This window comes from Massilia sp. TWR1-2-2 (assembly GCF_049897565.1).
Taxonomy (GTDB): domain Bacteria; phylum Pseudomonadota; class Gammaproteobacteria; order Burkholderiales; family Burkholderiaceae_D; genus JAFCUW01.
In genome coordinates this window covers 53,022-75,834 of record NZ_JAFCWM010000009.1, presented here as the reverse complement: position 1 = coordinate 75,834, position 22,813 = coordinate 53,022, and the positions used below count along the sequence as shown (strand labels likewise).

The window sequence follows — 22,813 nt, the reverse complement described above, 5'->3', positions numbered from 1 at the left end:
TCACTGCACACCATGCCCCTGCACATCGAAACCCCGCTGCTCGAATCCGGCGCCATGTCCACCCCGGGCCAGTCGGTCTGGCTCAAGATGGACGCCTTGCAGCCGCCTGGCTCCTTCAAGATCCGCGGCATCGGCTTCGCCTGCGAGGAATACGCCCGCCGCGGCGCCCGCCGCTTCGTCTCGTCTTCCGGCGGCAACGCCGGCATTGCCGCAGCCTACGCTGGCCGGCGCCTGTCGATCCCGGTCGTGGTGGTGGTGCCCGAAACGACCAGCGCGCGCGCCATGGAACTGATCCGCCGCGAGCAGGCCGAGGTCATCGTGCACGGTGCATCGTTCCAGGAAGCAAACGCACTGGCCCAGTCGATGCTGCTGCCCACCGACGCCTTTATCCACCCGTTCGACGATCCCTTGCTGTGGCAAGGCCACGCCAGCATGATCGACGAGGTAGCCCGCGCCGGCCTGGTTCCTGACGCGGTGCTGCTGTCGGTCGGCGGCGGCGGCCTGCTGTGCGGCGTGGTGGCCGGCCTGCGCCGCAACGGCATGGCCGGCGTGCCGGTGATCGCCGTCGAAACCGCCGGCGCCGATTCGCTGGCGCAGTCGGTCGCCGCCGGCGCGCGCATCGAGCTGCCGCGCATCAGCAGCCTGGCCACGTCGCTCGGCGCGCGCAAGGTCGCCGAACAGGCGTTCGAGTGGACCCGGCAGCATCCGGTACGCAGCGTCGTCGTGCCCGACAGCGCCGCCGTGGCGGCCTGCATGCGCTTCATCGACGACCACCGCGTCGTGGTCGAACCAGCGTGCGGCGCGTCGCTCGCCGTCGCCTACGACCGCGCCGCGCTTGGCGCCTGCCGCGACGTGCTGGTGATCGTGTGCGGCGGCGTCACCGCCACCGTCGGCCAGCTGCAAGCCTGGGCTACAGAGCGTAGATGATGGCGCCGATGCGGTCGTACACCGGAAAGACCGGCGCCGGCCCGCCTGGCCAGCCGAGAATGTCGAAGTGGTCGTACCCTTCATAGGTGCGCAGGTAATTCCACGTGCCGCGCTGCGCGCTGCCGTTGTAGTTGCGCTGCGGATGGCCGGCCGGCCCCTTCATGCTGCTGGTGTTGACGACGCCGTCGTTGACGAACCAGCTGCGGTCCACCAGCACTCGGTCCGGCGCCGATTGCGTATAGGAACCGATGCCGCGCTGGATGCGCATCGGCGCGATCAGCTCGCCAGCCGTCGCCCTGCAAAAATAAATCATGTCGCTGCGCGCATACTGGTACGAGGGCCACTGCAACGGCGCGACGAAGCGGTCGGTGTCGTTGCAGCAGGCGCTGCCAGCTTCGGTGGCGCGTGTGCCGATCGAAAAATAGTACACATGCGGCGACGTGCGTGCCCATTTGTTGAACGCGCGCGCGCCGTCCGGCGCCATTTCCAGCTGCGAGGTGTCGAAGTCGCCGCTCATCGATGACGTGGCGATGCCGGGCGGCGGCGCCACCCACGGATTCGGCGGCCCGGCCGCCAGCAGCACGAAGTTGTCGACCATCGTTGCCCACGCCCCCAGCAGCGACGGAAAATCCTGCACCGCGTCGCGCAGCGTGGTGCCGTTGTGCGGCGCCGAGATGGTCGTGACGCTGGTCACCCAGCCAACTTTGCCGCCTTCGTACAGGTCGCCGCCGCCTTCGTCGCCGTTCGGCGAGCCGTGTTCGAGCAGCTCGATCAGCGCGCGGATCGTGGTGCCGCCCTGGCTGTGGCCGACCAGGTGGATCGGATGCGCGCCGTCCCACGCCGGGTAGAACGCCAGCCGGTAACGGTGCGGATTGTCGGCCGGATCTGCCGCCCAGCATTTGCCGGCCGGCTTCGCTACACCGTCTAGCGCGTGGCGCGTGCTGTGCTCGTTGCCGTAATCGACGCAGCCGCCCTTGATCTGGTAGTACAGCTCGGCGGCCCGGTCCCAGTTGACGGCGATCGGCGAGACCGCCGCCGCCAGCACCCGGTGGGCGCCGCCGGCACGCATGCGCTCGGCAATGTCGTCAAAGCCGCCCCAGTACAGGAAGCCACTGCCGTTGAACTGGTCCGGGCCGAAGCCAAGGAATCCCGGCACCAGCACCACCGGATGGTTGTTGCCGGCTTGCACCGGCGCGGCGCCGGCGAGCCCCGCGATGGCGATTGCCAGCAGCATGCCTGCCAAGCGTAAACGAAGTCGCGACATGCGCCCCTCCAATGATCAATCGCTCATTGTCGGGCCGGCGCGACAGGTCCGGCTTGCGCTGGTGCAGTTCGTTGAACGGTTCAGTTGGTGACGGAACTGGTGCCGCCGACCGCGCCGGCGGCGCGTGGCAACACCCGGCTGGCGAGCGCGGTGCCATCGGGCAACGGCGACGGATCGGCGAGCCAGACGACGTGCTCGTCGACCGAGTACAGCTTGCACGGCTGGCCGCCTTTCTTTTCGCACGTGGCGAGCGCGCGCGCGTCCGGGTCTTCGCCTTCCTCGGCCCAGCACCAGGCGCCGTTTGGCGACACCGCGAACGCGCGCGGGCTCATCTTGGAAAGATATTCGCGGTAAGCGGTGCGGCCGTGCTCGCCCATGTAGGGCACCGCGTCGACATCGTCGATGTTGGCAAAGTCGCTTTTTGGCAACGTCGGCTGCGGCACCACTGCGTAGCGCACCGCCGTCGGCATGTCGACCTGCTTGAGAAATTGCTCGGTCTCCTGCCACCAGATTTTTTCGCCGTCGCGGCTGGCGATCATGCCGTGGGCATCGCGCTTGAACGGGCCGAACTCGACCAGGCGGGCCTGGCCGCCGGCGCGCACGAAGGCGCCGTGCATGCGGCGCACCAGTTCCGGGCCGAACAAAGAATCGTTGGAGCCGTACATCCACAGGCTGGCAATCTTGTTGGCCGCGCCATAGTTGCCGAACGCTTTGACCAGTTCGCCGCGCCAGTCGCAGCTGTTGGCGTCGTCGCGCAGGCCGCCGGCGAAGTTGATCAGCCCGCGCACCCCCGGCAAATCCTCGGTGCCGAGCGCCATCGTCGCCATGCCGCCGTAGGATTGCCCGGCCACCACGATGCGGTCGCTGTCGATCCAGTCCTGCTGGCGCGCATAATTGACCGCGGCGCGCACGTCGTTGGCCTGCGAATAGCCGTTGGCCGTCATGTTGCAGCCGAAATCCTTGTAGCGTCCGGTCGAATTGGCAAAGCCCTGGCGCATCGGCACGATCACCGCATAGCCGCGCTTGACGAACGCGGTGGCCATGAAGATGAAGCGGTCGCGCTGCTGCGCGCTGGGCGCGCCGGCTTCCTTGCCGTGGTTGATGATCAGCAGCGGATACGGGCCCGGACCGTTCGGCTGGAATACCGTCGTTTCCATCATCGAGCGGCCGCTGCCGGCCGGGATCAGCACGATGTGTTCGTTGAGCCGGTAGTCAAGTTTCAGTTCTTGCTCAACGGAAAAGGAAGGCAGCGATGCCAGGCCGACAATGATCGCCAACGTGATGTTGCGGACGGACGGGAGGACGCGAGCCATGGCGGAGAAGGGCAGTTGGGCTAGATGAAATTTCCGATTGGAATATTTGATTCTAGGCACCTTAAATTTTCAGAGCAATACCCAACTGCTAAGTTCGCCCGTTTATTTTTTCGGTAGTAGCAGAACATCAATTCATATCAAGCGGACGCGACAATCAATCGACCCGTTGACACTAGCGTCAATACACTTCACACAACAACCGTTTAAATTTCCATAACAAAATAATAGTTTTTATGTTGCAAAAAAACCTTTGTGCATTTGCACCTTTTTGGGAATTGGTGAATTTCCTGTTAGCATCAAATCCCGTCTCGTGCATAGCGCTCCACCATGAAAAATCTGAACATTGGTATCCGTCTCGCGCTTGGTTTCGCCATCGTCCTTTTCCTGCTTGTCGCCATCAGCGCCACCGCGCTGTGGCGCATGCAGTCGGCCAGCGCCGTCACCGAGCACCTGATCGAGCAAAAGGTCCGCAACGAGCGCCTCATCGGCGAGTGGGCGCAGGTCATCCACGTCAATGCGGCGCGCACCACCGCCGCCTGGCTGGCCACCGATACGGCCGATCAGAAAGCGGTCGAAGACATGATGAAAGCCTCGTCGGCGCGCGCGACGGTGGTGCAGGACACCCTGGTCAAGTTGCTGCAGGAGCCAGTGGCCAAAGGACTGTTGGCCAACGTGTTGACCACCCGCGCCGCGTACACGGCGGCGCGCGCCAGCGTCTTCAAGGGCAAGGCCGCCGGCGACCTCGAAGGCGCCAAGGCGATCTACAACAAGGAGATGGTTGCCACCCGCACCGCCTACCTCGACGCGCTCGAGAAATTGTCGCTGTCGCAGCGCGCCTTGCTCGACGAGACCGGCGACGAGATTGCCGCGCAGTACGCCAACGGCCGCAACATGACGATCGCGCTCGGCGCGGCGGCGATCCTGATCGGCGCCATTTTTGCTTACCTGATCACCCGCTCGATCACCGGCCCGATCCGCGAAGCGGTGCGGGTTGCCGAAACGGTGTCTGCGGGCGACCTGACGAGCAACATCGTCGTCGACAGCACTGACGAGACCGGCCAGCTGATGGCTGCCCTCAAGGCAATGAACGACAGCCTTGTCGGCATCGTCGGCCAGGTGCGCAGCGGCACCGACACCATCGGCACCGCGTCGGCCGAGATCGCCAGCGGCAACCTCGACCTGTCCTCGCGTACCGAAGAGCAAGCCAGTTCGCTGGAAGAAACCGCATCGTCGATGGAAGAGCTGACCTCGACGGTCAAGTTCAACGCCGAAAACGCCCGCCAGGCCAACCAGCTGGCGATCACCGCCTCGCAGGTGGCTTCCCAGGGCGGCGCCGTGGTGTCGCAAGTGGTCGCGACGATGGGCTCGATCAACGACTCGTCGCGCAAGATCGTCGACATCATCAGCGTGATCGACGGCATCGCCTTCCAGACCAACATTCTCGCCCTCAACGCCGCAGTCGAAGCCGCGCGTGCCGGCGAGCAGGGCCGCGGCTTCGCCGTGGTCGCCTCCGAAGTGCGCAACCTGGCGCAGCGTTCGGCGGCCGCCGCCAAGGAAATCAAGGCCTTGATCGGCGACTCGGTAACCAAGGTCGACACCGGCTCGCGCCTGGTCGACGAGGCCGGCAAGACGATGGCCGAGGTGGTTGCCAGCATTGCCCGCGTGACCAGCATCATGAACGACATCACCACCGCCAGCGACGAGCAGCGCGACGGCATCGAGCAAGTCAACATGGCCATCACGCAAATGGATTCGGTCACCCAGCAGAACGCCGCGCTGGTCGAGCAGGCTGCTGCTGCTGCCGCGTCGATGCAGGACCAGGCCGCGCGCCTGTCCGAAGTGGTCGGCGTGTTCAAGCTGAATCAGCTGGCGGCGCCGCGCGCCGCCGCGCCGCGCCCATCGGTCGCTGCGCGTCCGGCGCCGGCACTGCGCCAGGCCGCCCGCGGCGCCGCGCCGGCGCCGGCCGTGCGCAAGCCCGCCGTCGCGCTCGCCGCCACCAAAGACGAGTGGGAAGAGTTCTAATCCCAAAACGCTGGTGTCAGGTCTGACATTCGGACATTTCGATCCCAAAACACCCCAGCTTTTTTTATTGCTGCGTCCCTGCTTGCCAGCGGGCGCCGCCGACGCTTATGCTGGCGGCCATGAGCAACTCGTCCCACCCCCGCCGCCCGATCTGCGCCACCTGCCTGCGCCCCGTTTCCACGTGTATCTGCCGATGGATCGCGCCGGTCTCGACCAGTGTCGAGCTGCTGATCTTGCAGCATCCGCTCGAAGTCGCCAACGCCAAGGGCAGCGCCCGCCTGCTGCACCTGAGCGTGCCCGGCAGCGTACTTCTCACCGGAGAGTTGTTCGATCCTGCCCAACTGTCGGCCCTGCTGCACGCCGGCGGCCGTACGCCGCTGCTACTGTACCCGGACGATAGTGCCGCGGCGGCGGATACTGCCAGCCTCGCCAACCCCGCCGCGCTGCGCCTCGTCGTGCTAGACGGCACCTGGCGCAAGAGCCGCAAGATGCTGTATCTCAATCCGCTGCTGCAGGGCTTGCCGCGGCTGGCGCTGCAGCGCATGCCGGCCTCCCACTACCGCATCCGCAAGGCCCACGCGCCCGACCAGCTGTCGACGCTCGAAGCGGCCGCCTACGCGCTGATGCGGCTCGACGGCGGCGAGGCCAGCTTCGCGCCGCTGCTGGCCGCGTTAGACGGCTTCGTTGCCCAGCAGGCCGGTTACGCCGGCCGTGCAGCGCCAGCACAGGAATTTTCCCGCCGTGCGCCAGTCGAATGAAGACGGCGCACCGTCCGCGCTGGCGAGGATTCCATGAACAAAGTATTCAACAACATATCGGCCACAGCCGCGGCGCTCCTGATGGCCAGCGCGGCCCACTCCCAAACCGCAACCCCGAATCCAACCGGTCCGCTCGCAAAGGCCAATATCGGCCCGGCAAATGCAGCCGGCCAATTCTGGACGCCTGAACGCTTGAAGTCCGCCAGGCCCTTGCCTGTGCCACAGGCGCGGCAGGGCATGGTGTCGGCCGCCCCGCCATCGGCGCTCGGCGCGGCCGCGCCGGTCCGCAACGAGGGCAGCCCGCCCACCGTGCAGGTCGCTCCCCGCGAGCGGCGCCTGTTCACGCCAGATAAAAGGTCCGCCGTCGCGCCGGCCGATGCGCCGGTGCGCCCTAGCGCCGCGGGCAATCTTGGCGCCTGCTTCACCAGCACCCGGGTTTTTCCCATGTTCAATGGCGAAGCGGCCGAATATTCGGCCGATCGCGTCTTTCCCTACCGTGCGGTCGGCAAGTTGTTCTTCACCGCCAACGGCGCTCCCTTCACCTGCTCGGCCGCGGTGCTCCAGCGCCGCGTGGTCGTCACCGCCGGCCACTGCGTGCATAGCGGCTCGCCGAACGGCTTTTACGAAAACTTCCTGTTCGTGCCGGCCTATCGCGACGGCGTTGCGCCATTTGGCGCCTGGACCTGGAGCAACGTGATCGTCGCTCCCGCGTGGGCCAATGGCGGCGGCATGGTGCCCAACCCCGCCGATTACGCGATGATCAGTTTTCGCGACCAGCGCCTCGAGCCTGATGCGCCACTGTCCCGGCTCGGCGACGTTGCCGGCTGGTTCGGCTGGCAGACCGGCAGCCTGTACCCCAACCACACCTCCAAGATCGGCTATCCATGCAATCTCGACGACTGCGAAAAAATGCAGAACGTCATGAGCGCCAGCTTGCGCGCCACCGACGCGAACACCGTCGAATACGGCTCGGACGCGCGCGAAGGTTCCAGCGGCGGCCCGTGGATACAGAATCTTGAACAGGTTTCGCTGGGCGGCGCCAGCGGCATCGACGCCGTGCCGAATGTGCTGGTCGGCGTCACCTCGTACATCTATAACGACCAGCTCGAAAAGGCCCAGGGCTCGTCGGTGCCGGACAACCGCTGGATCCAGCTGTGGAAAGCGATCTGCGCCTCCAGCGGCAACTGCAACTAGTGCGGTAATTACTGAGGCGTCGGCGCAACGGCGGCGCCGCACGCCCGCGCTCCGCTTGAACAGGCCACGGCGCCATGGTAATATACTGTATGCTTATACAGTATCTGGGGCCCCGCCGTGACCGACAGCGATAACGAGTTTGAAGGGCAGGTCATGCTGCCGCCCAAGCCGCTTGCGCCTCGGAAGGGACGCGGGGCGGTTTCCAACGTGCAGGGCCGCTACGAGGTCAACGGCCGCGAAGGCTTCGACGACGGGTGGGTGCATGACGACGAAGAGGGCGGCGCGGCCGCCTTCAAGACCCACGTCACCGACGAGTACGCCAAGACCATCCTCAGCCGCAATGCTTCTCCGGACATCCCGTTTAACGTCTCGCTCAATCCTTACCGCGGTTGCGAGCACGGCTGCATCTACTGCTTTGCCCGGCCAACGCATAGTTACCTTGGCCTGTCGCCGGGGCTCGATTTCGAAAGCCGCCTGTTCGCCAAGGTCAACGCGCCCGAGCTGTTGCGGCGCGAACTGGCCAAGCCCGCCTACGTGCCCGAATCGATCGCCCTCGGCGTCAACACCGACGCGTACCAGCCGTGCGAGCGCCAGTTCGGCATCACCCGCCGCGTGCTCGAGGTACTTAACCAATGCGAGCACCCGGTCGGCCTCATCACCAAGTCGTCGCTGATCGAGCGCGACATCGACATCATCGGCGCCATGGCGGCGCGGCGCCAGGCGTGCGCCTCGATCACCATTACCACGCTCGATCCGGACATCTCGCGCACGCTCGAACCGCGCGCCGCGGCGCCGGCGCGGCGCCTGCGCACCATCCGCCGCCTGGCCGACGCCGGCATTCCCGTCAGCGTCAGCGTCGCGCCGATCATCCCCTTCGTCACCGAGCCCGAAATCGAAAAAGTGCTCGAAGCGGCGCACGACGCCGGCGCCATCGGCGCCCACTATGTCGTGCTGCGGCTGCCGTGGGAAGTCAACCCGCTGTTCCAGGAATGGCTGCAGGCACACTTTCCCGACCGTGCCCAGCGCGTGATGAACCGGGTGCGCGAAATGCACGGCGGCAAAGACTACGACAGCGACTTTTCCATGCGCATGCACGGCGAGGGCGTGTGGGCCGACCTGATCCGCCAGCGCTTCAGCAAGACCGTCGAGCGGCTCGGCATGGGGAGCAACGGCAGCCGCTTCGCCAAACTCGATTTCTCGCGCTTTCGCAAGCCGCTGGTGGTGCCCCCGGCGCCATGCAGACAAAGCGGCAACGCGACCGGCCAGCTGGACCTGTTTTAAACGTGTCTGGCTAGAATTCCGCCAGGTGGCGTTCAATGGCAAACACGTGTGCATCGTCCTTGCCGAGAGAACGCAGCGCGTCGGCAAGATCGGTCAGGTAGTCCCGGTTAGGGCCGCTCGGTCCGGCGGAAGCGGCGATCTGGCGCGCGATGTCGCGTTCCGGCGCTTCGCCCAGGTAGGCGGCGTTGTCTTCGGTGGCGATGTAGACCAGGCCCTCTTCGCTGCCGCCGTCGTCGAAGTTGATGTTGACGGCCAGTCGCAGGTAACCATTCTTTTCGCGGTGGTCCAGGTGGGCGAATACTTCCGGCGTGATCAGGTAGGCCATGCCGGCGCAGATGGCGCCGGCATCGGGCGTCAGCGTCAGTACGCGGCCCGGCGCCGTTTCCGTGCCGCGATGGTCGTGCGATCCCTGCCAGAATCGCCGCGCCCAGCCTTCGATGCTGGCAAGACGCCGCTCGATGAAAGGGAAGTCGGCCTTGAAAATGAGCGAGCCGTAGCCGAACAGCCACACGCGATGGTGGCCGTCGAATTTGTCCATGCGCTGGTTGATCGCGATGGTGTTGGGTGACATGTGCGGGTTCCCACAATTGCGGAGAATAATTATAGCCGCGCTGCGATGCCTTCGCAGCGCGACGCCGCATAATATGAATCGCCCCGCGGCGCGGAAAAACATTTGTATGATTGCCAGTTTTGCACTCTAATGATGACATCTATGGAGGAGCACGCAATGCCAATCAAAAAAATCCAGCACGCCGCCTACCGCGCCCAATCGCAGGAGCACGCATGAAGCTCGCCACCCTGAAGAGCGCGGGCCGCGACGGCGTGCTGATCGTCGTCAGCCGCGACCTCGTCACGTGCCAGCGCGTGCCGAAGATTGCCGCCACCTTGCAGTTCGCACTCGATAACTGGGACACCGTCGCGCCGCGCCTGCGCAACATCTACCGCGACCTCAACGACGGCACTGCCCTGGCGGCCGAACCGTTCGTCGAGTCGCTGTGCCATTCCCCGCTGCCGCGCGCCTACCAGTGGGCCGACGGCTCGGCCTACATCAACCACGTCGAGCTGGTGCGCAAGGCGCGCAACGCCGATGTGCCGGCCTCGTTCTACACCGATCCGCTGATGTACCAGGGCGGCTCCGACTCCTTCGTCGGCCCGTGGGATCCGATCTTCGCGCTGTCCGAGGAGTGGGGCATCGACCTCGAAGCGGAAGTGGCAGTCATCACCGGCGACGTCGCCATGGGCGCCAGCGTCGAAGACAGCGCCGCGGCGATCAGGCTCGTCATGCTGGTCAACGACGTCTCGCTGCGCAACCTGATTCCCAATGAACTGGCCAAGGGCTTCGGCTTCTTCCAGTCCAAGGCCGCCAGCGCGTTTTCGCCAGTGGCGGTCACGCCCGACGAATTGCAAGCAGCGTGGCAGGACAGCAAACTGTGCCTGCCGCTGACGGTCACGCTCAACGAACTGCCGTTCGGCAAACCCAACGCCGGCCAGGACATGACCTTCAATTTCGCCCAGCTGGTGGCGCACGCCGCCAAAACACGCGAGCTGGCCGCAGGCACCATCATCGGCTCGGGCACCGTATCGAACAAGCAGGGCGGCTTGCATGGCTCGAGCATCGAGCATGGCGGCGTCGGCTATTGCTGCCTGGCCGAATTGCGCATGTACGAAACGATCGAAAAGGGCATGCCCACCACGTCCTATCTCAAGTTTGGCGACAACGTCCGCATCGAAATGCTCGACGCCGACGGCGCCAGCATCTTCGGCGCCATCGACCAGCAAGTGGCGCACTACCACGCGCTGACCAAATGAAGCTCTACACCTACTTCCGCAGTTCCGCGGCGTACCGCGTACGCATCGCGCTGAACCTGAAAGGGCTGCCGTACGAGGCAGTGCCGGTGCACCTGGTCAAGCATGGCGGCGAGCATCTGCAGGACGACTACCGCGCCATGAATCCGAGCGCGCTGGTGCCGACCTTCGACGATGACGGCGCCACCTTGACGCAGTCGATGGCGATCCTCGAATACCTCGAAGAGACCCATCCCGCTGTGCCGCTGCTGCCGGCTGCGCCGCGCCAGCGCGCCCGCGTGCGCGCGCTGGCGCAGATCGTCGCCTGCGACATCCACCCGGTCAACAACCTGCGCATCCTGCGCTACCTCGTCAGAACGCTCGGCATCAGCGACGACGCCAAGAACGAGTGGTACCGCCACTGGATAGGCGAGGGCTTCGCCGCGCTGGAAGCGCAGCTGGCGGCCGATTCGGCGCCCGGCCGCTTCTGCCAGGGCGACGCGCCAGGCTTCGCCGACTGCTTCCTGGTGCCGCAGGTGTACAACGCCCAGCGCTTCAACATCGACCTGGCGCCGTACCCCAACATCGCCCGCATCAACGATGCCTGCGCCCAGTTGCCGGCTTTCATTGCCGCCCACCCTTCGCAACAGCCCGACGCGGAGTAAAGCACCCCCTATACATACCAAATATTCCCCACGTGCACCGAAACTCCTCATACAATTGTTTTTTCTCTTCGGTGCATTTGATGAAACTTTTCAAGCTTGCCGCCTTTGCCATCGCCGCACTGTCGCTCGCACTTCCGTTGCAGGCGCAGACCGTCGATCCACTCTGGACCAAAACGCTGGCGCACTCCGCGCTGGTCAAGAAGTGGGCGCCGGAAGAGAAAACCATGCGCATCGACGCCAGTGGCGACGACAAGAACGAGCGCGTCAAAGTCAGGGCGCGCCTGAAGGGCTGGGACAACGGCAAGCCGATCTACGACACGGTCCAGATCGAGCCCAAGCCTGAACCCGGCAAGTCGTCCAAAGGGCAAACGGAGATGAACGACGCCAACAACATGACCGATGAACTGATGCGGATGAACGCGCCGGTCAAGCGCACCGACGGCCAGCTGTTGCATGGCAAGAGCTGGACCATGTTCGACGTCGCCGAGTCGAAGGGGCCGGTGAATGTTTCGGTACGCCTCTGGGTCGATCCGGTCACCGGCGTGGCCCATCACGTCGAGTCGAAGCTGCGCGGCACGTTGATGTTCGACATGTTCATGGCGACTAGCTACATGCCGCACAAGCTGGCCGGCAGCCTGCCCGAACGCTCCGAGTTCCGCCTCAAGGTGCTGGTGCCGTTCGTCGACGCCAAGGTCAATATCCTCAGCAGCATGGACAACTGGGTGCCGAGGCCAAATTGATGCCGGACGCGCCTCTGCTGGCACTGGCACTGGCGGCCTTCTGCTGCGCGCCGGCGCTCGCTCAGGACGCTGTCGATACGGCGGTGCCCGCGGTGGAAATCCGCTCGAAGAAAAATGCCGGCGACATGCCTTACCTGTCGGCCTACAAGATCCAGCAGCGTCTGCTGTCCTTGCTGCCGCCCGAGCCGCGCGTCAGCGACATCCGCATGCGCGTGCTGTATACCAGCCTGTCGCAATCCGAGCAGGATGACTTCTTGCCGGCGAGCTGGGCGGTGGCAATTGTCGGCAAGACGTTCGAGCAGGTGGTCCCGGTAACGCGGGGCGGCTATTTCCTGCTGCCCGAAGTGCCGGTTGCCGCGGACGAGGATGGCACCTTGATGTTCAACACGCAGACCAAGAAGAAAACCTTGTCGGCTGTCTGGACCGTGCGCGCCCAAGGCAACGTGCTGCCATACCGCGACTTTGCGCGCGCCATCGGCGAATACGAGCTGGTGCGGCGAAGAATTGGCGTCGGTGAACTGGCGCTGCGGCAGATCCGCGAGCATCGGCCAAACGCATTGCGCGCCTGCTTTGCCAACCGGGAAGGGGCGATTCTTGTCGACGGGGCTGCCTCGGGCGCGGTCGCGCGCGGCAGTTGCTGGCTGCTCAAGTTCGATGTCGACAAGGCCAATACCGCTGCCGTCGTCGGTTTCAGCGGCGCGTTGGAAGCGTTGGCGCTCGATGCATTGGGCGACTCGTCGATCCCGCCCGAAGGCAAATATCGAATAAGCCGCCCCGAGCTCATCGAGGATTTCGACTCCGAAGGCAAGATCGGCTGGTAGAGCCAGTCCTCGCGAGCGCGTGAGCACCGACTTTCACCGAGCCAGCCCGCAGTGCAAAGCAGCGCGGGCCCCGTGGCAAATTAAGCCTTGCTGTCGCTTGGCTGCGAGATTTCGCCCAGCGCCTGGTCGGTGCTGGCGGCATTCTTGGTGGCCATGTCGCCCAGCGACACGATGCCGACCAGCGAGTGCGATGCCTGGTCGACAACGACGACGCGGCGGATCTGCACGTCGCCCATTTCGGCCAGCACTTCTTCCACCGTCTGGGTGGCGAAGCACGTGCGCACGTCGGTGCTCATCACGTCGCCGGCGCGGGTCTTGCTCGGATCTTGCCCGGCAGCGGTGGAGCGGATCGTAATGTCGCGGTCGGTCAGCATGCCAACGAGCTTGGCGCCGTCGACAACCGGAACGGCGCCCACATCGAGTTCCTTCATCAATTCGGCGGCGCGGCGCACGGTGTCTTCTGGCGAGATGCTTTTTACATTGCGGGTCATTACGTCTTGAATCGTTTGCATGTGAACCTCCCTACGGAATAATTGGTTGAACCCCAACTGGGGGAGCCCGAATGATGCACTTATTTCAAGAAATCAGCCGCATGGTTGAAACTGCATCATTCGCGCGCATCCGGCAGCGAAGCCTGCGCTACAATCGCCCCTTTCCGCGCCGCTCCCACATGCCTGCCAACACCATTCCCGCCGCCATCCTCGACGCGCTCGACCTGGCCGACGCCAGCTGGCGCCCGATCCTGCAGGGCGGCCTGGCCGCGGTCGCCGCCGCCATTCCCGGCTACTTGGCGGACCTCGCCGCCGACGATTACCTGCCCACCGGGCAGCGCCTGTTCGCCGCCTTCGCCCTGCCGCTGCCGGCGGTGCGCTACGTACTGGTGGGGGAGGGGCCGTATCCGCGCGCCGAGAGCGCCACCGGCGTGTGCTTCATGGACGGCGCCGTCGGCGACCTGTGGAGCGAAGCGGGCTTGTCGAAGCCGGTCAACCGCGCCACGTCGCTGCGCAACTTCATGAAGATGCTGCTGGTGGCCGACGGCCAGCTCAGCGCCGGCGACACCGGCGGCGCGGCGATCGCGCCGGTGGCGGCCAATGCCCGCGGCAACGGCTCGATCCAGACGCTGGCGCAGTTGCAGCAGAACCTGACGCGCCACGGCTTCCTGCTGCTCAACGCCGCGCTGGTGTTCCGCCCCCATGTGGCGCCAGTCACCGAGGCGCGCGCCTGGCTGCCGTTCCTGCAAGTGGTGCTGGCGTCGTTGGCCGGCACCGGCGCCAAGCTGGTGCTGTGGGGCAAAATCGCCGAGCAGCTCAAGACGCTGCCCGAGTGCGGCGGCCTCGAACAGCTCTGCTCCGAGCATCCCTACAACCTGTCATTCATCACGCACGCTGGCATGCAGCAATTGTTCGGACCGATGCGGCTGTTGCGCGCGCGCTGAGTCCCGCCGGCACTCGTTGGCGGAATGGGGCGCTCCAAGACAAGCGGGTGGGAATTTGCTATACTTGACTAAATCATTCAACTAATCAGGGCATCGAATTCCTTCGACGCACGACATGGTCAGTTGGGTGGGTGCAATATTCTAACATTGACCGGGGTTGTGATGCGTCTGACCACTAAAGGCCGTTTTGCTGTTACTGCGATGATCGATCTTGCCCTGCGCCAGGGCAACGGTCCTGTCACGCTGTCGGGCATCAGCCAGCGCCAGGCCATCTCGCTGTCTTACCTCGAGCAGCTGTTTGGCAAACTGCGTCGCCACGAGATCGTCGAATCGATCCGCGGCCCGGGCGGCGGCTACAGCCTGGCGCGCAAGGCCGACAAGGTGACGGTGGCCGACATCATCATCGCCGTCGACGAGCCGATCGACGCCACCCAGTGCGGCAGCAAGGAAAACTGCCGCGGCGCCGACGCCGCCACCGGCACGCGCTGCATGACGCACGAGCTGTGGGCAACGCTCAACGAGAAGATGGTCGATTACCTCGATTCGGTCTCCCTGCAAGACCTGGTCGATCAGCAGAAGCAAAAGAATTCGGAACAAGCCGTCGTCGTGATGCACCGCAACCACGCCGCCGTCGGACAAAATTAAAGCATATTGGAGTGATTTGATGAACGCGCCTTTGGACAAGAACCTCGAGCACACATTCGTGACCGCCCCGCATTTTCCGATCTACATGGATTATTCGGCGACCACGCCGATCGACCCGCGCGTCGCCGACAAGATGATTCCGTACCTGCGCGAGCAGTTCGGCAATCCCGCCTCGCGCAGCCACATGTACGGCTGGACGGCCGAAGCGGCCGTCGAGGAAGCGCGCGCCGAAGTGGCCAAGCTGGTCGGCGCCGACCCGCGTGAAATCATCTGGACCTCGGGCGCGACCGAAAGCAACAACCTCGCGCTGAAGGGCGCCGCCCAGTTCTACAAGACCAAGGGCAAGCACATCATCACGGTCAAGACCGAGCACAAGGCCGTGCTCGACACGGTCCGCGAACTCGAGCGCGTCGGCTTCACCGCCACCTACCTCGAACCGCAAGACAATGGCCTGATCACGGTCGAGCAGCTCAACGACGCGATCCAGCCTGACACGATCCTGGTGTCGGTCATGCTCGTCAACAACGAGATCGGCGTCATCCAGCCGGTCGAAGAACTCGCCGCGCTGTGCCGCTCGAAGGGCATCATCTTCCATTGCGACGCCGCGCAGGCAACCGGCAAGGTCGTCATCGACCTGGCCAACAGCAAGGTCGACTTGATGACCTTCACCGCGCACAAGACGTACGGCCCGAAAGGCATCGGCGCGCTGTACGTGCGCCGCAAGCCGCGCGTGCGCCTCGAAGCGCAGATGCACGGCGGCGGCCACGAGCGCGGCCTGCGCTCCGGCACCTTGCCGACCCACCAGATCGTCGGCATGGGCGAAGCGTTCCGCATCGCGCGCGAAGAGATGGACAGCGAAATCGTCCGCGTCAAGGCGCTGCGCGACCGCCTGGCCGCCGGCCTGCAGGAGATCGAAGAGGTCTACATCAACGGCGACATGGAGCACCGCGTGCCGCACAACCTGAACGTCAGCTTCAACTACGTCGAAGGCGAATCGTTGATCATGGCGATCAAGGGCCTGGCGGTGTCGTCCGGTTCGGCCTGCACCTCGGCCAGCCTGGAACCGTCCTACGTGCTGCGCGCGCTGGGCCGCAGCGACGAACTGGCGCACAGCTCGATCCGCTTTACCATCGGCCGTTTCACGACCGAAGCGGACATCGATTTCGCGGTCGACCTGCTGAAATCGAAAGTGCACAAATTACGCGAACTGTCGCCCCTGTGGGATATGTTCAAGGACGGCATCGACATCGCGTCGATCCAATGGGCAGCCCACTAATCGTATCTAAGGAGTATCACCATGGCATATTCGGACAAAGTGTTGGACCATTACGAAAACCCGCGTAACGTCGGCGCCTTCGACAAGGGCGACGAGACGATCGGCACCGGCATGGTCGGCGCGCCGGCCTGCGGCGACGTCATGAAACTGCAGATCAAGGTCGGCGCCGATGGCCTGATCGAAGACGCAAAGTTCAAGACCTACGGCTGCGGTTCGGCCATCGCGTCAAGCTCGCTGGTGACCGAATGGGTCAAGGGCAAGACGCTCGACCAGGCGCTGGCGATCAAGAACACCCAGATCGCGGAAGAGCTGGCGCTGCCGCCGGTCAAGATTCACTGCTCGATCCTGGCGGAAGACGCCATCAAGGCAGCCGTGCTGGACTACAAGACCAAGCATCCGGCGGCCGCTTAAAAAGTTTGCGGAGAACCACATGGCAATCACACTGACCGAAAAAGCAGCCAAGCACATCAACCGCTACATTGAACGTCGCGGCAAGGGTGTCGGCTTGCGTTTTGGGGTGCGCACGACGGGCTGCTCCGGGCTTGCCTACAAGCTCGAGTACGTCGACGAAGCCGTCGCCGAAGACCAGATCTTCGAGTCGCACGGCGTGAAGGTATTCGTCGACCCGAAAAGCCTGCCGTACATCGACGGTACCGAGCTCGACTTCACGCGCGAAGGCCTCAACGAGGGCTTCAGGTTTAACAACCCGCACGTCAAGGATGAGTGCGGTTGTGGAGAAAGCTTCCGCATCTAGCATCATGCAGAATCACTTCGACCTGTTTCAACTGCCGGAGCGCTACACGATCGACCTGGCCGCGCTCGACGCGGCCTATCGCGACGTGCAGGGGCAGGTGCACCCCGACCGTTTCGTCAATGCCACCGACGCCGAAAAGCGCGTCGCGATGCAGTGGGCGACGCGCGCCAACGAGGCCTACCAGACGCTGAAGCATCCGCAGAAGCGCGCGCGCTATCTGTGCGAACTCAATGGTGTCGACCTGCAGACCGAATCGAACACGGCGATGCCGATGGACTTCCTGATGCAGCAGATGGAATGGCGCGAAGCGCTCGGCGAGGCGAGGGCGGACAAGGATGTCGCGGCGCTCGAAGCGCTCGACGAGCAGGTCAAGGGCGAGCGCAAGGCGCGGCTCGAACAGGTGGGCGGCAAGCTCGATGCGGGTGATTTCAAGCAGGCCGCGGAGGGCGTGCGCGCCCTGATGTTCCTTGATAAATTCGGCGAGGAAGTTCACCACGCATTTGAGGCCGCTGAGTCCTAGGGGACCAAACCGGGGTCTGCCCCCAGACCTGGCCGCCGCACCATCAAATAAAAAGAAGACAGATCAAACAACCATGGCCTTACTCCAAATCTCCGAACCCGGCATGTCGACCGCTCCGCACCAGCACCGGCTGGCAGTGGGCATCGACCTTGGCACCACCAACTCGCTGGTCGCCACCGTGCGCAGCGGCATTCCCGAAGTGCTCAGCGACGACGATGGCCGCCTGCTGCTGCCGTCGATCGTGCGCTACCTGCCCAACGGCCACGCCCACATCGGCTACAAGGCGCAGGCGCACCAGACAACCGACCCGAAAAACACCGTGGTCTCGGTCAAGCGCTTCATGGGCCGCGGCCTGGCCGACATCGCCCACGCCGAAAACCTGCCGTACGATTTCCAGGATTCGCCCGGCATGGTGCAGATCCGCACCGTCGCCGGCGTCAAGAGCCCGGTCGAGATCTCGGCGCAGATCCTTGCCACCTTGCGCCAGCGCGCCGAAGATTCGCTCGGCGACGACCTGGTCGGCGCCGTCATCACCGTGCCGGCCTACTTCGACGACGCGCAGCGCCAGGCCACCAAGGACGCCGCCCAGCTGGCCGGCCTGAACGTGCTGCGCCTGCTGTCCGAACCGACCGCCGCGGCGATCGCCTACGGCCTCGATCATGGCTCCGAAGGCGTCTACGCCGTCTATGACCTCGGCGGCGGCACCTTCGACATCTCGATCCTCAAGCTGTCCAAGGGCGTGTTCGAAGTGCTCTCCACCGGCGGCGACTCCGCGCTGGGCGGCGACGACTTCGACCACCGCCTGTTCTGCTTCATCTCGGAGCACGCCAAGCTGGCGCCGCTGTCGGACGAAGACACCGCCACCTTGATGGTCAAGGCGCGCCAGGCCAAGGAGCAGCTGTCCAACAACGCCGCCACCACCATCGACGCCATCCTCAACTCCGGCGAGATCGTGCACCTGCGCGTCACCGCCGAAGAATTCTGCGAGATGACGAAGCACCTGGTCGCCAAGACCATGACGGCGATTAAAAAAGCCATGCGCGACGCGTCGGTGTCGGTCGACGACGTCGACGGCGTCGTGATGGTCGGCGGCGCCACCCGCATGCCGCACGTGCGGCGCGCCGTCACCGAGTTTTTCAAGACGATCCCGCACGCGAACATCGACCCGGACAAAGTGGTCGCGCTCGGCGCCGCCATCCAGGCCAACCTGCTGGCTGGTAACCGCGCTGCCGGCGACGACTGGCTGCTGCTCGACGTCATTCCACTGTCGCTCGGCATCGAGACGATGGGCGGGCTGGTCGAGAAAATCATCCCGCGCAATTCGACCATCCCGTGCGCCCGCGCCCAGGAGTTCACCACCTTCAAGGACGGCCAGACGGCGCTGGCGGTGCACGTGCTGCAGGGCGAGCGCGAGCTGGTGTCCGATTGCCGTTCGCTGGCGCGCTTCGAGCTGCGCGGCATTCCGCCGATGGTGGCCGGCGCCGCCCGCATCCGCATCACCTACCAGGTCGACGCCGACGGCCTGCTGTCGGTGTCGGCGCGCGAAACGCGCTCCGGCGTCGAAGCGCACATCACCGTCAAACCGTCGTATGGCCTGGCCGACGACGACGTCGCGCGCATGCTGCAGGACTCCTACACCTCGGCCCAGGTCGACATGGTGCTGCGCGCGCTGCGCGAAGAGCAGGTCGAGGCCGAGCGCATCCTGCTGGCCACCCAGTCCGCGCTGGACGGCGACGCCGCCTTGCTGTCGCCGGACGAGCGCAGCGCCATCGATGCGCTGATGGCCAAGGTGCGCGACGCGGTTGCCGCCACTGCCGGCGAACCGGCCGACGTGCCGGCCGCGCAGGCGACGCTGCACGCCGCCGTCGAAGCGCTGGCGCAAGGCACCGAGGAATTCGCCTCGCGCCGCATGGACCGGAGCGTGCGCAGCGCGCTGGCCGGCAAAACGCTCGACGAAGTCTGAACTTACAAAAATTGAAGAGGTAATCCCAGTGCCGCAAATTGTCATCCTGCCCCATCCCGTATTCTGTCCTGAAGGCGCTGTGCTGGAGGCGCCGAAAGGCAAATCCGTCTGCGACGTCATGCTCGAAAACGACATCGACATCGAGCACGCATGCGACCGCGTGTGCGCCTGCACCACCTGCCACGTGCTGGTGCGCGAAGGCTACGACAGCCTCGACGAGCCGGAAGAAAAAGAAGAAGACATGCTCGACAAGGCGTGGGGCCTGGAAGCGGTGTCGCGCCTGTCGTGCCAGGCGATCGTCGACGACACCGACCTGGTGGTCGAGATCCCGAAATACACGATCAACCACGCCGCCGAAAAAAACCATTGAACGGGAAGTAGTCATGAAGTGGAGCGACATCACGGCGATTGCCGAAGCCCTGTACGAACAATATCCTGACGCGGACCCGGCCGCGGTGCGCTTCGTCGACCTGCACAACTGGGTCGTCGCGCTTGACGGCTTCGACGACGACCGCACGCGCGGCGGCGAAAAGGTCCTGGAAGCGATCCAGGCAGCGTGGATCGATGAAGCGCGCTGACGCCGGCGGCAAGGCTGCCGCATCCCAGGAGCTCGCCCCTGAAATCCGCCCCGGCCAGTCGGTCGCGCTGCTGCAGGAACTGCACATCCTCACGCGCGACGGCAAGCTCAATCAGGACAGCCGCCGCAAACTCAAGCAGGTGTACCACCTGGTGCAGTTCATCGAGCCGCTGCTGAACGAAATCCAGCAGGACCATCCGGCCATTTCGCTGGTCGACCATGGCGCCGGCAAGTCCTACCTCGGCTTCATCCTGTACGACCTTTTCTTCAAGAACAAGGACGACGGCTCGCACATCTACGGCATCGAAACGCGCGAAGAGCTGGTGCAGAAATCGACCGAATTGGCCAAGCGCCTCGAGTTCCCCGGCATGTCGTTCCTGCCGCTGTCGGTGGCCGAGTCGACCACGTCGAACAAGCTGCCGGAGAGAATCGACATCGTCACCGCGCTCCACGCCTGCAACACCGCCACCGACGACGCCATCGACTTCGCGCTGAAGAAGAAGGCCAAGTTCATGGTGCTGGTGCCGTGCTGCCAGGCCGAAGTGGCCACTGTCCTCAAGAAGAACAAGGGCAAGGACCTCGGCAAGAGCGCGCTGACCGAAATCTGGCGCCATCCGCTGCACACCCGCGAATTCGGCAGCCAGGTCACCAACGTGCTGCGCTGCCTGCAGCTCGAGGCGCACGGCTACCAGGTCAACGTCACCGAGCTGGTAGGCTGGGAGCACTCGATGAAAAATGAGCTGATCATCGCCGGCTACAAGAACCTGCCGCGCAAGCGCCCGAGCGAGCGGCTGCAGGAAGTCCTGACCACGCTGGGCCTCGAAGAAATGGGCCAGCGCTTCTACACCGAACATTTGACCCACGCATAAATCATGAGTGAACACTGGATCGACCTGCGCAGCGACACCGTCACCCAACCATCCGAGGCGATGCGCGCCGCGATGGCGGCAGCCCCCGTCGGCGACGACGTCTACGGCGACGACCCGACCGTCAACCGCTTGCAGGAAGTGACGGCCGAATTGTTTGGCTACGAAGCGGCGCTGTTCGCGCCGTCCGGCACCCAGAGCAACCTGATCGCGCTGATGCTCCATTGCGGGCGCGGCGACGAGTACCTGGTCGGCCAGGACGCGCACACCTATAAATATGAAGGCGGCGGCGCGGCTGTGTTGGGCAGCATCCAGCCGCAGCCGATCGCCAACCAGCCGGACGGCAGCCTCGCGCTGGGCGACATCGAGCACTACATCAAGCCGGACGACATGCACTTCGCGCGCACGCGCCTGCTGGCGCTGGAGAACACCATCGGCGGCAAGGTGCTCGGCGCCGATTACATGGCGCAGGCGACGGCGCTGGCGAAGTCGCGCGGTCTTGCCACGCACCTCGACGGCGCGCGCATCTGCAACGCCGCCGTCAAGCAGGGCATCAGCCTGCGCGCCGCGGTGGCCGGCTTCGATTCGGTGTCGGTATGCCTGTCGAAAGGGCTGGGCACGCCGGTCGGCTCGGTGCTGTGCGGGCCGAAGGCGTTCATCGAACAGGGCAAGCGCTGGCGCAAGATGCTCGGCGGCGGCATGCGCCAGGCCGGCGTGCTGGCCGCGGCCGGCCTGTACGCGCTCGAACATAACGTCGAGCGCCTCGCCGACGACCATGCCAACGCGGCCAGGCTGTCGGCCGGCCTGCGCGCCATCGAGGGCCTGCAGGTCACCACGCCGCAGACCAACATCTTCTACGTCGACGTGCCGCCGGCAGCGTGCGACGCGCTGCGCGCCACGCTCACGCGCGAGCGCATCCGCGCCACCGTCGGCCCGCATACGCGGCTGGTGACGCACCTTGATGTCAGCGCGGCCGACGTCGAGCGCGTCATCGCCGTATTCACCGGATTTTTCAAAGAGCACAATGACCGATAACACCATCCGGCTCGCCAAGCGCGTGGCCGAAATGATGCCATGCTCGCGCGCCGAAGCCGACAAGTACATCGCCGGCGGCTGGGTCAGCGTGGACGGCGCGGTCGTCGAGGAAGCCGGCGCGCGCGTGGCCGACGATCAGGAAGTGACGCTGCATCCCGATGCCGCGCTGGTCGACCTGGCGCCGGTGACGATCCTGCTGCACAAGCCGGCGCTCTTTAGTGCCGGCTTCGACAACGACGGCGAGGCTGCCACCAGTTGTCTGACGCAGCAGACGCTGGTGCTGCCCGATCACGGCAACCAGCGCTTCCTCAAGCGCCACCTGTCGAACCTGACGCTGGCTTCGCCGCTGGAGACAAAGGCGAGCGGGCTGGTGGTCTACACGCAGGACTTCCGCGTCGCGCGCAAGCTGGTCGACGAAGGCCAGCGGGTCGAGCAGGAGTTCATCATCGAAGTGGCAGGGACGATCCGCGAAGGCGGGCTGGCGCTGCTCAATCACGGCCTGCCGTTCAACGGCAAGGAGATCGCGCCGATGAAGGTCAGCTGGCAGAACGAAACGCGCCTGCGCTTTGCGGTCAAGGGACCCAAGCCGGGGCAGCTCGTGCACATGCTGCGGATGGTCGGATTGACGCCGGTGTCGACCAAGCGCATTCGCGTTGGCCGCGTGCCGATGGCCAGCCTGCCGGTAGGGCAGTGGCGCTACCTACACGAGTACGAGCGCTTTTAAACTACCTTCAGCTGCGAGAACGAGAAGCCGATCTGGTCGAGCGCCTTGACGGCTTTGTCGAGACTGGCGAAGCAGTAGGGTTCGAGGGTTTGCACATCGAGCAGCATGCCGGCGTCGCCCTTGGCGCCGGAAAGGCGGATGGTCCAGTCGGACGTGGTCATCGGCACGCGGATCAGCATGGCGCCGGTCAGCCGGCCGGCGGCGAAGTCGCGCTTCGCCTGTTCCATCGTGCGGTTACATTCGATCAT

The 22,813-nt window shown here is 64.9% G+C and carries 26 protein-coding genes; 21 read left to right on the top strand and 5 right to left on the bottom strand.

Annotated features, from left to right (window positions below; all coding sequences use genetic code 11):
• The first annotated feature begins 12 nt into the window (after positions 1–12).
• Positions 13–927 (top strand): pyridoxal-phosphate dependent enzyme, encoded by a 915-nt coding sequence (locus ACP7DD_RS10630; protein WP_426174779.1) that lies wholly within the window; start codon positions 13–15, stop codon positions 925–927.
• Here the strand turns inward: ACP7DD_RS10630 and ACP7DD_RS10625 are convergent.
• Together ACP7DD_RS10625 and ACP7DD_RS10620 are read right to left on the bottom strand one after the other, a co-directional pair.
• Positions 911–2,191, bottom strand: coding sequence for an esterase/lipase family protein (locus ACP7DD_RS10625; protein ID WP_426174778.1), 1,281 nt, complete (start codon positions 2,189–2,191; stop codon positions 911–913). The two genes, ACP7DD_RS10630 and ACP7DD_RS10625, sit on opposite strands and share 17 nt — an antisense overlap.
• An 80-nt stretch (positions 2,192–2,271) precedes the next feature.
• Complete coding sequence (locus ACP7DD_RS10620; RefSeq protein ID WP_426174777.1) at positions 2,272–3,504, bottom strand: dienelactone hydrolase family protein; 1,233 nt, start codon at positions 3,502–3,504, stop codon at positions 2,272–2,274.
• A gap of 327 nt (positions 3,505–3,831) precedes the next feature.
• Between ACP7DD_RS10620 and ACP7DD_RS10615 the strand changes: the two genes are divergently transcribed.
• The 4 genes from ACP7DD_RS10615 to ACP7DD_RS10600 all read left to right on the top strand — a co-directional run bounded on the left by ACP7DD_RS10615 (position 3,832) and on the right by ACP7DD_RS10600 (position 8,759).
• Positions 3,832–5,526, top strand: coding sequence for a methyl-accepting chemotaxis protein (locus ACP7DD_RS10615; RefSeq protein ID WP_426174776.1), 1,695 nt, complete (start codon positions 3,832–3,834; stop codon positions 5,524–5,526).
• 119 nt (positions 5,527–5,645) lie between these two features.
• The gene (locus ACP7DD_RS10610; RefSeq protein WP_426174775.1) at positions 5,646–6,284 is read left to right on the top strand and encodes a tRNA-uridine aminocarboxypropyltransferase; all 639 of its coding nucleotides are present in this window, start codon (positions 5,646–5,648) and stop codon (positions 6,282–6,284) included.
• 33 nt (positions 6,285–6,317) lie between these two features.
• Positions 6,318–7,478 (top strand): trypsin-like serine peptidase, encoded by a 1,161-nt coding sequence (locus ACP7DD_RS10605; RefSeq protein ID WP_426174774.1) that lies wholly within the window; start codon positions 6,318–6,320, stop codon positions 7,476–7,478.
• A 153-nt stretch (positions 7,479–7,631) separates the two neighbouring features.
• The gene (locus ACP7DD_RS10600) at positions 7,632–8,759 is read left to right on the top strand and encodes a PA0069 family radical SAM protein (RefSeq protein WP_426174886.1); all 1,128 of its coding nucleotides are present in this window, start codon (positions 7,632–7,634) and stop codon (positions 8,757–8,759) included.
• Between the two features lie 10 nt (positions 8,760–8,769).
• On the opposite strand, the gene ACP7DD_RS10595 is transcribed toward ACP7DD_RS10600, so the two are convergent.
• Positions 8,770–9,330, bottom strand: coding sequence for a gamma-glutamylcyclotransferase (locus ACP7DD_RS10595; RefSeq protein ID WP_426174773.1), 561 nt, complete (start codon positions 9,328–9,330; stop codon positions 8,770–8,772).
• A 212-nt stretch (positions 9,331–9,542) separates the two neighbouring features.
• On the opposite strand from ACP7DD_RS10595, the gene ACP7DD_RS10590 reads away from it, so the two are divergent.
• The 4 genes from ACP7DD_RS10590 (at position 9,543) to ACP7DD_RS10575 (ending at position 12,770) form a co-directional block, all read left to right on the top strand.
• Positions 9,543–10,568, top strand: a complete 1,026-nt coding sequence (locus tag ACP7DD_RS10590) for a fumarylacetoacetate hydrolase family protein (protein WP_426174772.1) — start codon at positions 9,543–9,545, stop codon at positions 10,566–10,568.
• Positions 10,565–11,209: a maleylacetoacetate isomerase gene (gene maiA / locus ACP7DD_RS10585; RefSeq protein WP_426174771.1), complete on the top strand. Its 645-nt coding sequence runs from the start codon at positions 10,565–10,567 to the stop codon at positions 11,207–11,209. The genes ACP7DD_RS10590 and maiA overlap by 4 nt, the downstream gene beginning before the upstream one ends.
• Positions 11,210–11,289: 80 nt before the next feature.
• A complete protein-coding gene (locus tag ACP7DD_RS10580) occupies positions 11,290–11,949 on the top strand; it encodes a hypothetical protein (RefSeq protein ID WP_426174770.1) in 660 nt (219 codons plus the stop codon).
• On the top strand, positions 11,949–12,770 hold the full coding sequence (locus tag ACP7DD_RS10575) for a hypothetical protein (protein ID WP_426174769.1): 822 nt from the start codon (positions 11,949–11,951) through the stop codon (positions 12,768–12,770). The genes ACP7DD_RS10580 and ACP7DD_RS10575 overlap by 1 nt, the downstream gene beginning before the upstream one ends.
• An 80-nt stretch (positions 12,771–12,850) precedes the next feature.
• Here ACP7DD_RS10575 and ACP7DD_RS10570 read toward each other — a convergent pair whose 3' ends face one another.
• Positions 12,851–13,282, bottom strand: coding sequence for a CBS domain-containing protein (locus ACP7DD_RS10570; RefSeq protein ID WP_426174768.1), 432 nt, complete (start codon positions 13,280–13,282; stop codon positions 12,851–12,853).
• Between the two features lie 158 nt (positions 13,283–13,440).
• Between ACP7DD_RS10570 and ACP7DD_RS10565 the strand changes: the two genes are divergently transcribed.
• From ACP7DD_RS10565 to ACP7DD_RS10510, 12 genes are all read left to right on the top strand, one after another.
• On the top strand, positions 13,441–14,205 hold the full coding sequence (locus ACP7DD_RS10565) for a uracil-DNA glycosylase (protein WP_426174767.1): 765 nt from the start codon (positions 13,441–13,443) through the stop codon (positions 14,203–14,205).
• 162 nt (positions 14,206–14,367) lie between these two features.
• Positions 14,368–14,850, top strand: a complete 483-nt coding sequence (gene iscR, locus ACP7DD_RS10560; RefSeq protein ID WP_426174766.1) for a Fe-S cluster assembly transcriptional regulator IscR — start codon at positions 14,368–14,370, stop codon at positions 14,848–14,850.
• A 19-nt stretch (positions 14,851–14,869) separates the two neighbouring features.
• Entirely contained in the window at positions 14,870–16,126 is a 1,257-nt protein-coding gene (locus ACP7DD_RS10555; protein WP_426174765.1) for an IscS subfamily cysteine desulfurase, read from the top strand.
• 21 nt (positions 16,127–16,147) lie between these two features.
• Positions 16,148–16,537, top strand: coding sequence for a Fe-S cluster assembly scaffold IscU (gene iscU / locus ACP7DD_RS10550; RefSeq protein WP_426174764.1), 390 nt, complete (start codon positions 16,148–16,150; stop codon positions 16,535–16,537).
• Positions 16,538–16,556: 19 nt separating this feature from the next.
• A complete protein-coding gene (iscA, locus tag ACP7DD_RS10545; protein WP_426174763.1) occupies positions 16,557–16,880 on the top strand; it encodes an iron-sulfur cluster assembly protein IscA in 324 nt (107 codons plus the stop codon).
• A gap of 4 nt (positions 16,881–16,884) precedes the next feature.
• On the top strand, positions 16,885–17,400 hold the full coding sequence (gene hscB / locus ACP7DD_RS10540; protein ID WP_426174762.1) for a Fe-S protein assembly co-chaperone HscB: 516 nt from the start codon (positions 16,885–16,887) through the stop codon (positions 17,398–17,400).
• A gap of 73 nt (positions 17,401–17,473) precedes the next feature.
• Positions 17,474–19,363 (top strand): Fe-S protein assembly chaperone HscA, encoded by a 1,890-nt coding sequence (hscA, locus tag ACP7DD_RS10535; RefSeq protein WP_426174761.1) that lies wholly within the window; start codon positions 17,474–17,476, stop codon positions 19,361–19,363.
• A 28-nt stretch (positions 19,364–19,391) separates the two neighbouring features.
• The gene (gene fdx / locus ACP7DD_RS10530; RefSeq protein ID WP_426174760.1) at positions 19,392–19,733 is read left to right on the top strand and encodes an ISC system 2Fe-2S type ferredoxin; all 342 of its coding nucleotides are present in this window, start codon (positions 19,392–19,394) and stop codon (positions 19,731–19,733) included.
• 13 nt (positions 19,734–19,746) lie between these two features.
• A complete protein-coding gene (iscX, locus tag ACP7DD_RS10525) occupies positions 19,747–19,941 on the top strand; it encodes a Fe-S cluster assembly protein IscX (RefSeq protein ID WP_426174759.1) in 195 nt (64 codons plus the stop codon).
• Entirely contained in the window at positions 19,928–20,809 is an 882-nt protein-coding gene (locus ACP7DD_RS10520) for a class I SAM-dependent methyltransferase (RefSeq protein ID WP_426174758.1), read from the top strand. Before iscX ends, ACP7DD_RS10520 begins: the two co-directional genes overlap by 14 nt.
• Before the next feature lie 3 nt (positions 20,810–20,812).
• On the top strand, positions 20,813–21,841 hold the full coding sequence (gene ltaE, locus ACP7DD_RS10515; protein WP_426174757.1) for a low-specificity L-threonine aldolase: 1,029 nt from the start codon (positions 20,813–20,815) through the stop codon (positions 21,839–21,841).
• Complete coding sequence (locus ACP7DD_RS10510) at positions 21,831–22,565, top strand: RNA pseudouridine synthase (protein ID WP_426174756.1); 735 nt, start codon at positions 21,831–21,833, stop codon at positions 22,563–22,565. Before ltaE ends, ACP7DD_RS10510 begins: the two co-directional genes overlap by 11 nt.
• Here the strand turns inward: ACP7DD_RS10510 and ACP7DD_RS10505 are convergent.
• Positions 22,562–22,813 carry a hypothetical protein gene (locus tag ACP7DD_RS10505; RefSeq protein ID WP_426174755.1) on the bottom strand — a complete coding sequence of 84 codons (252 nt, stop codon included), beginning with the start codon at positions 22,811–22,813 and terminating at the stop codon, positions 22,562–22,564. The genes ACP7DD_RS10510 and ACP7DD_RS10505 overlap by 4 nt on opposite strands.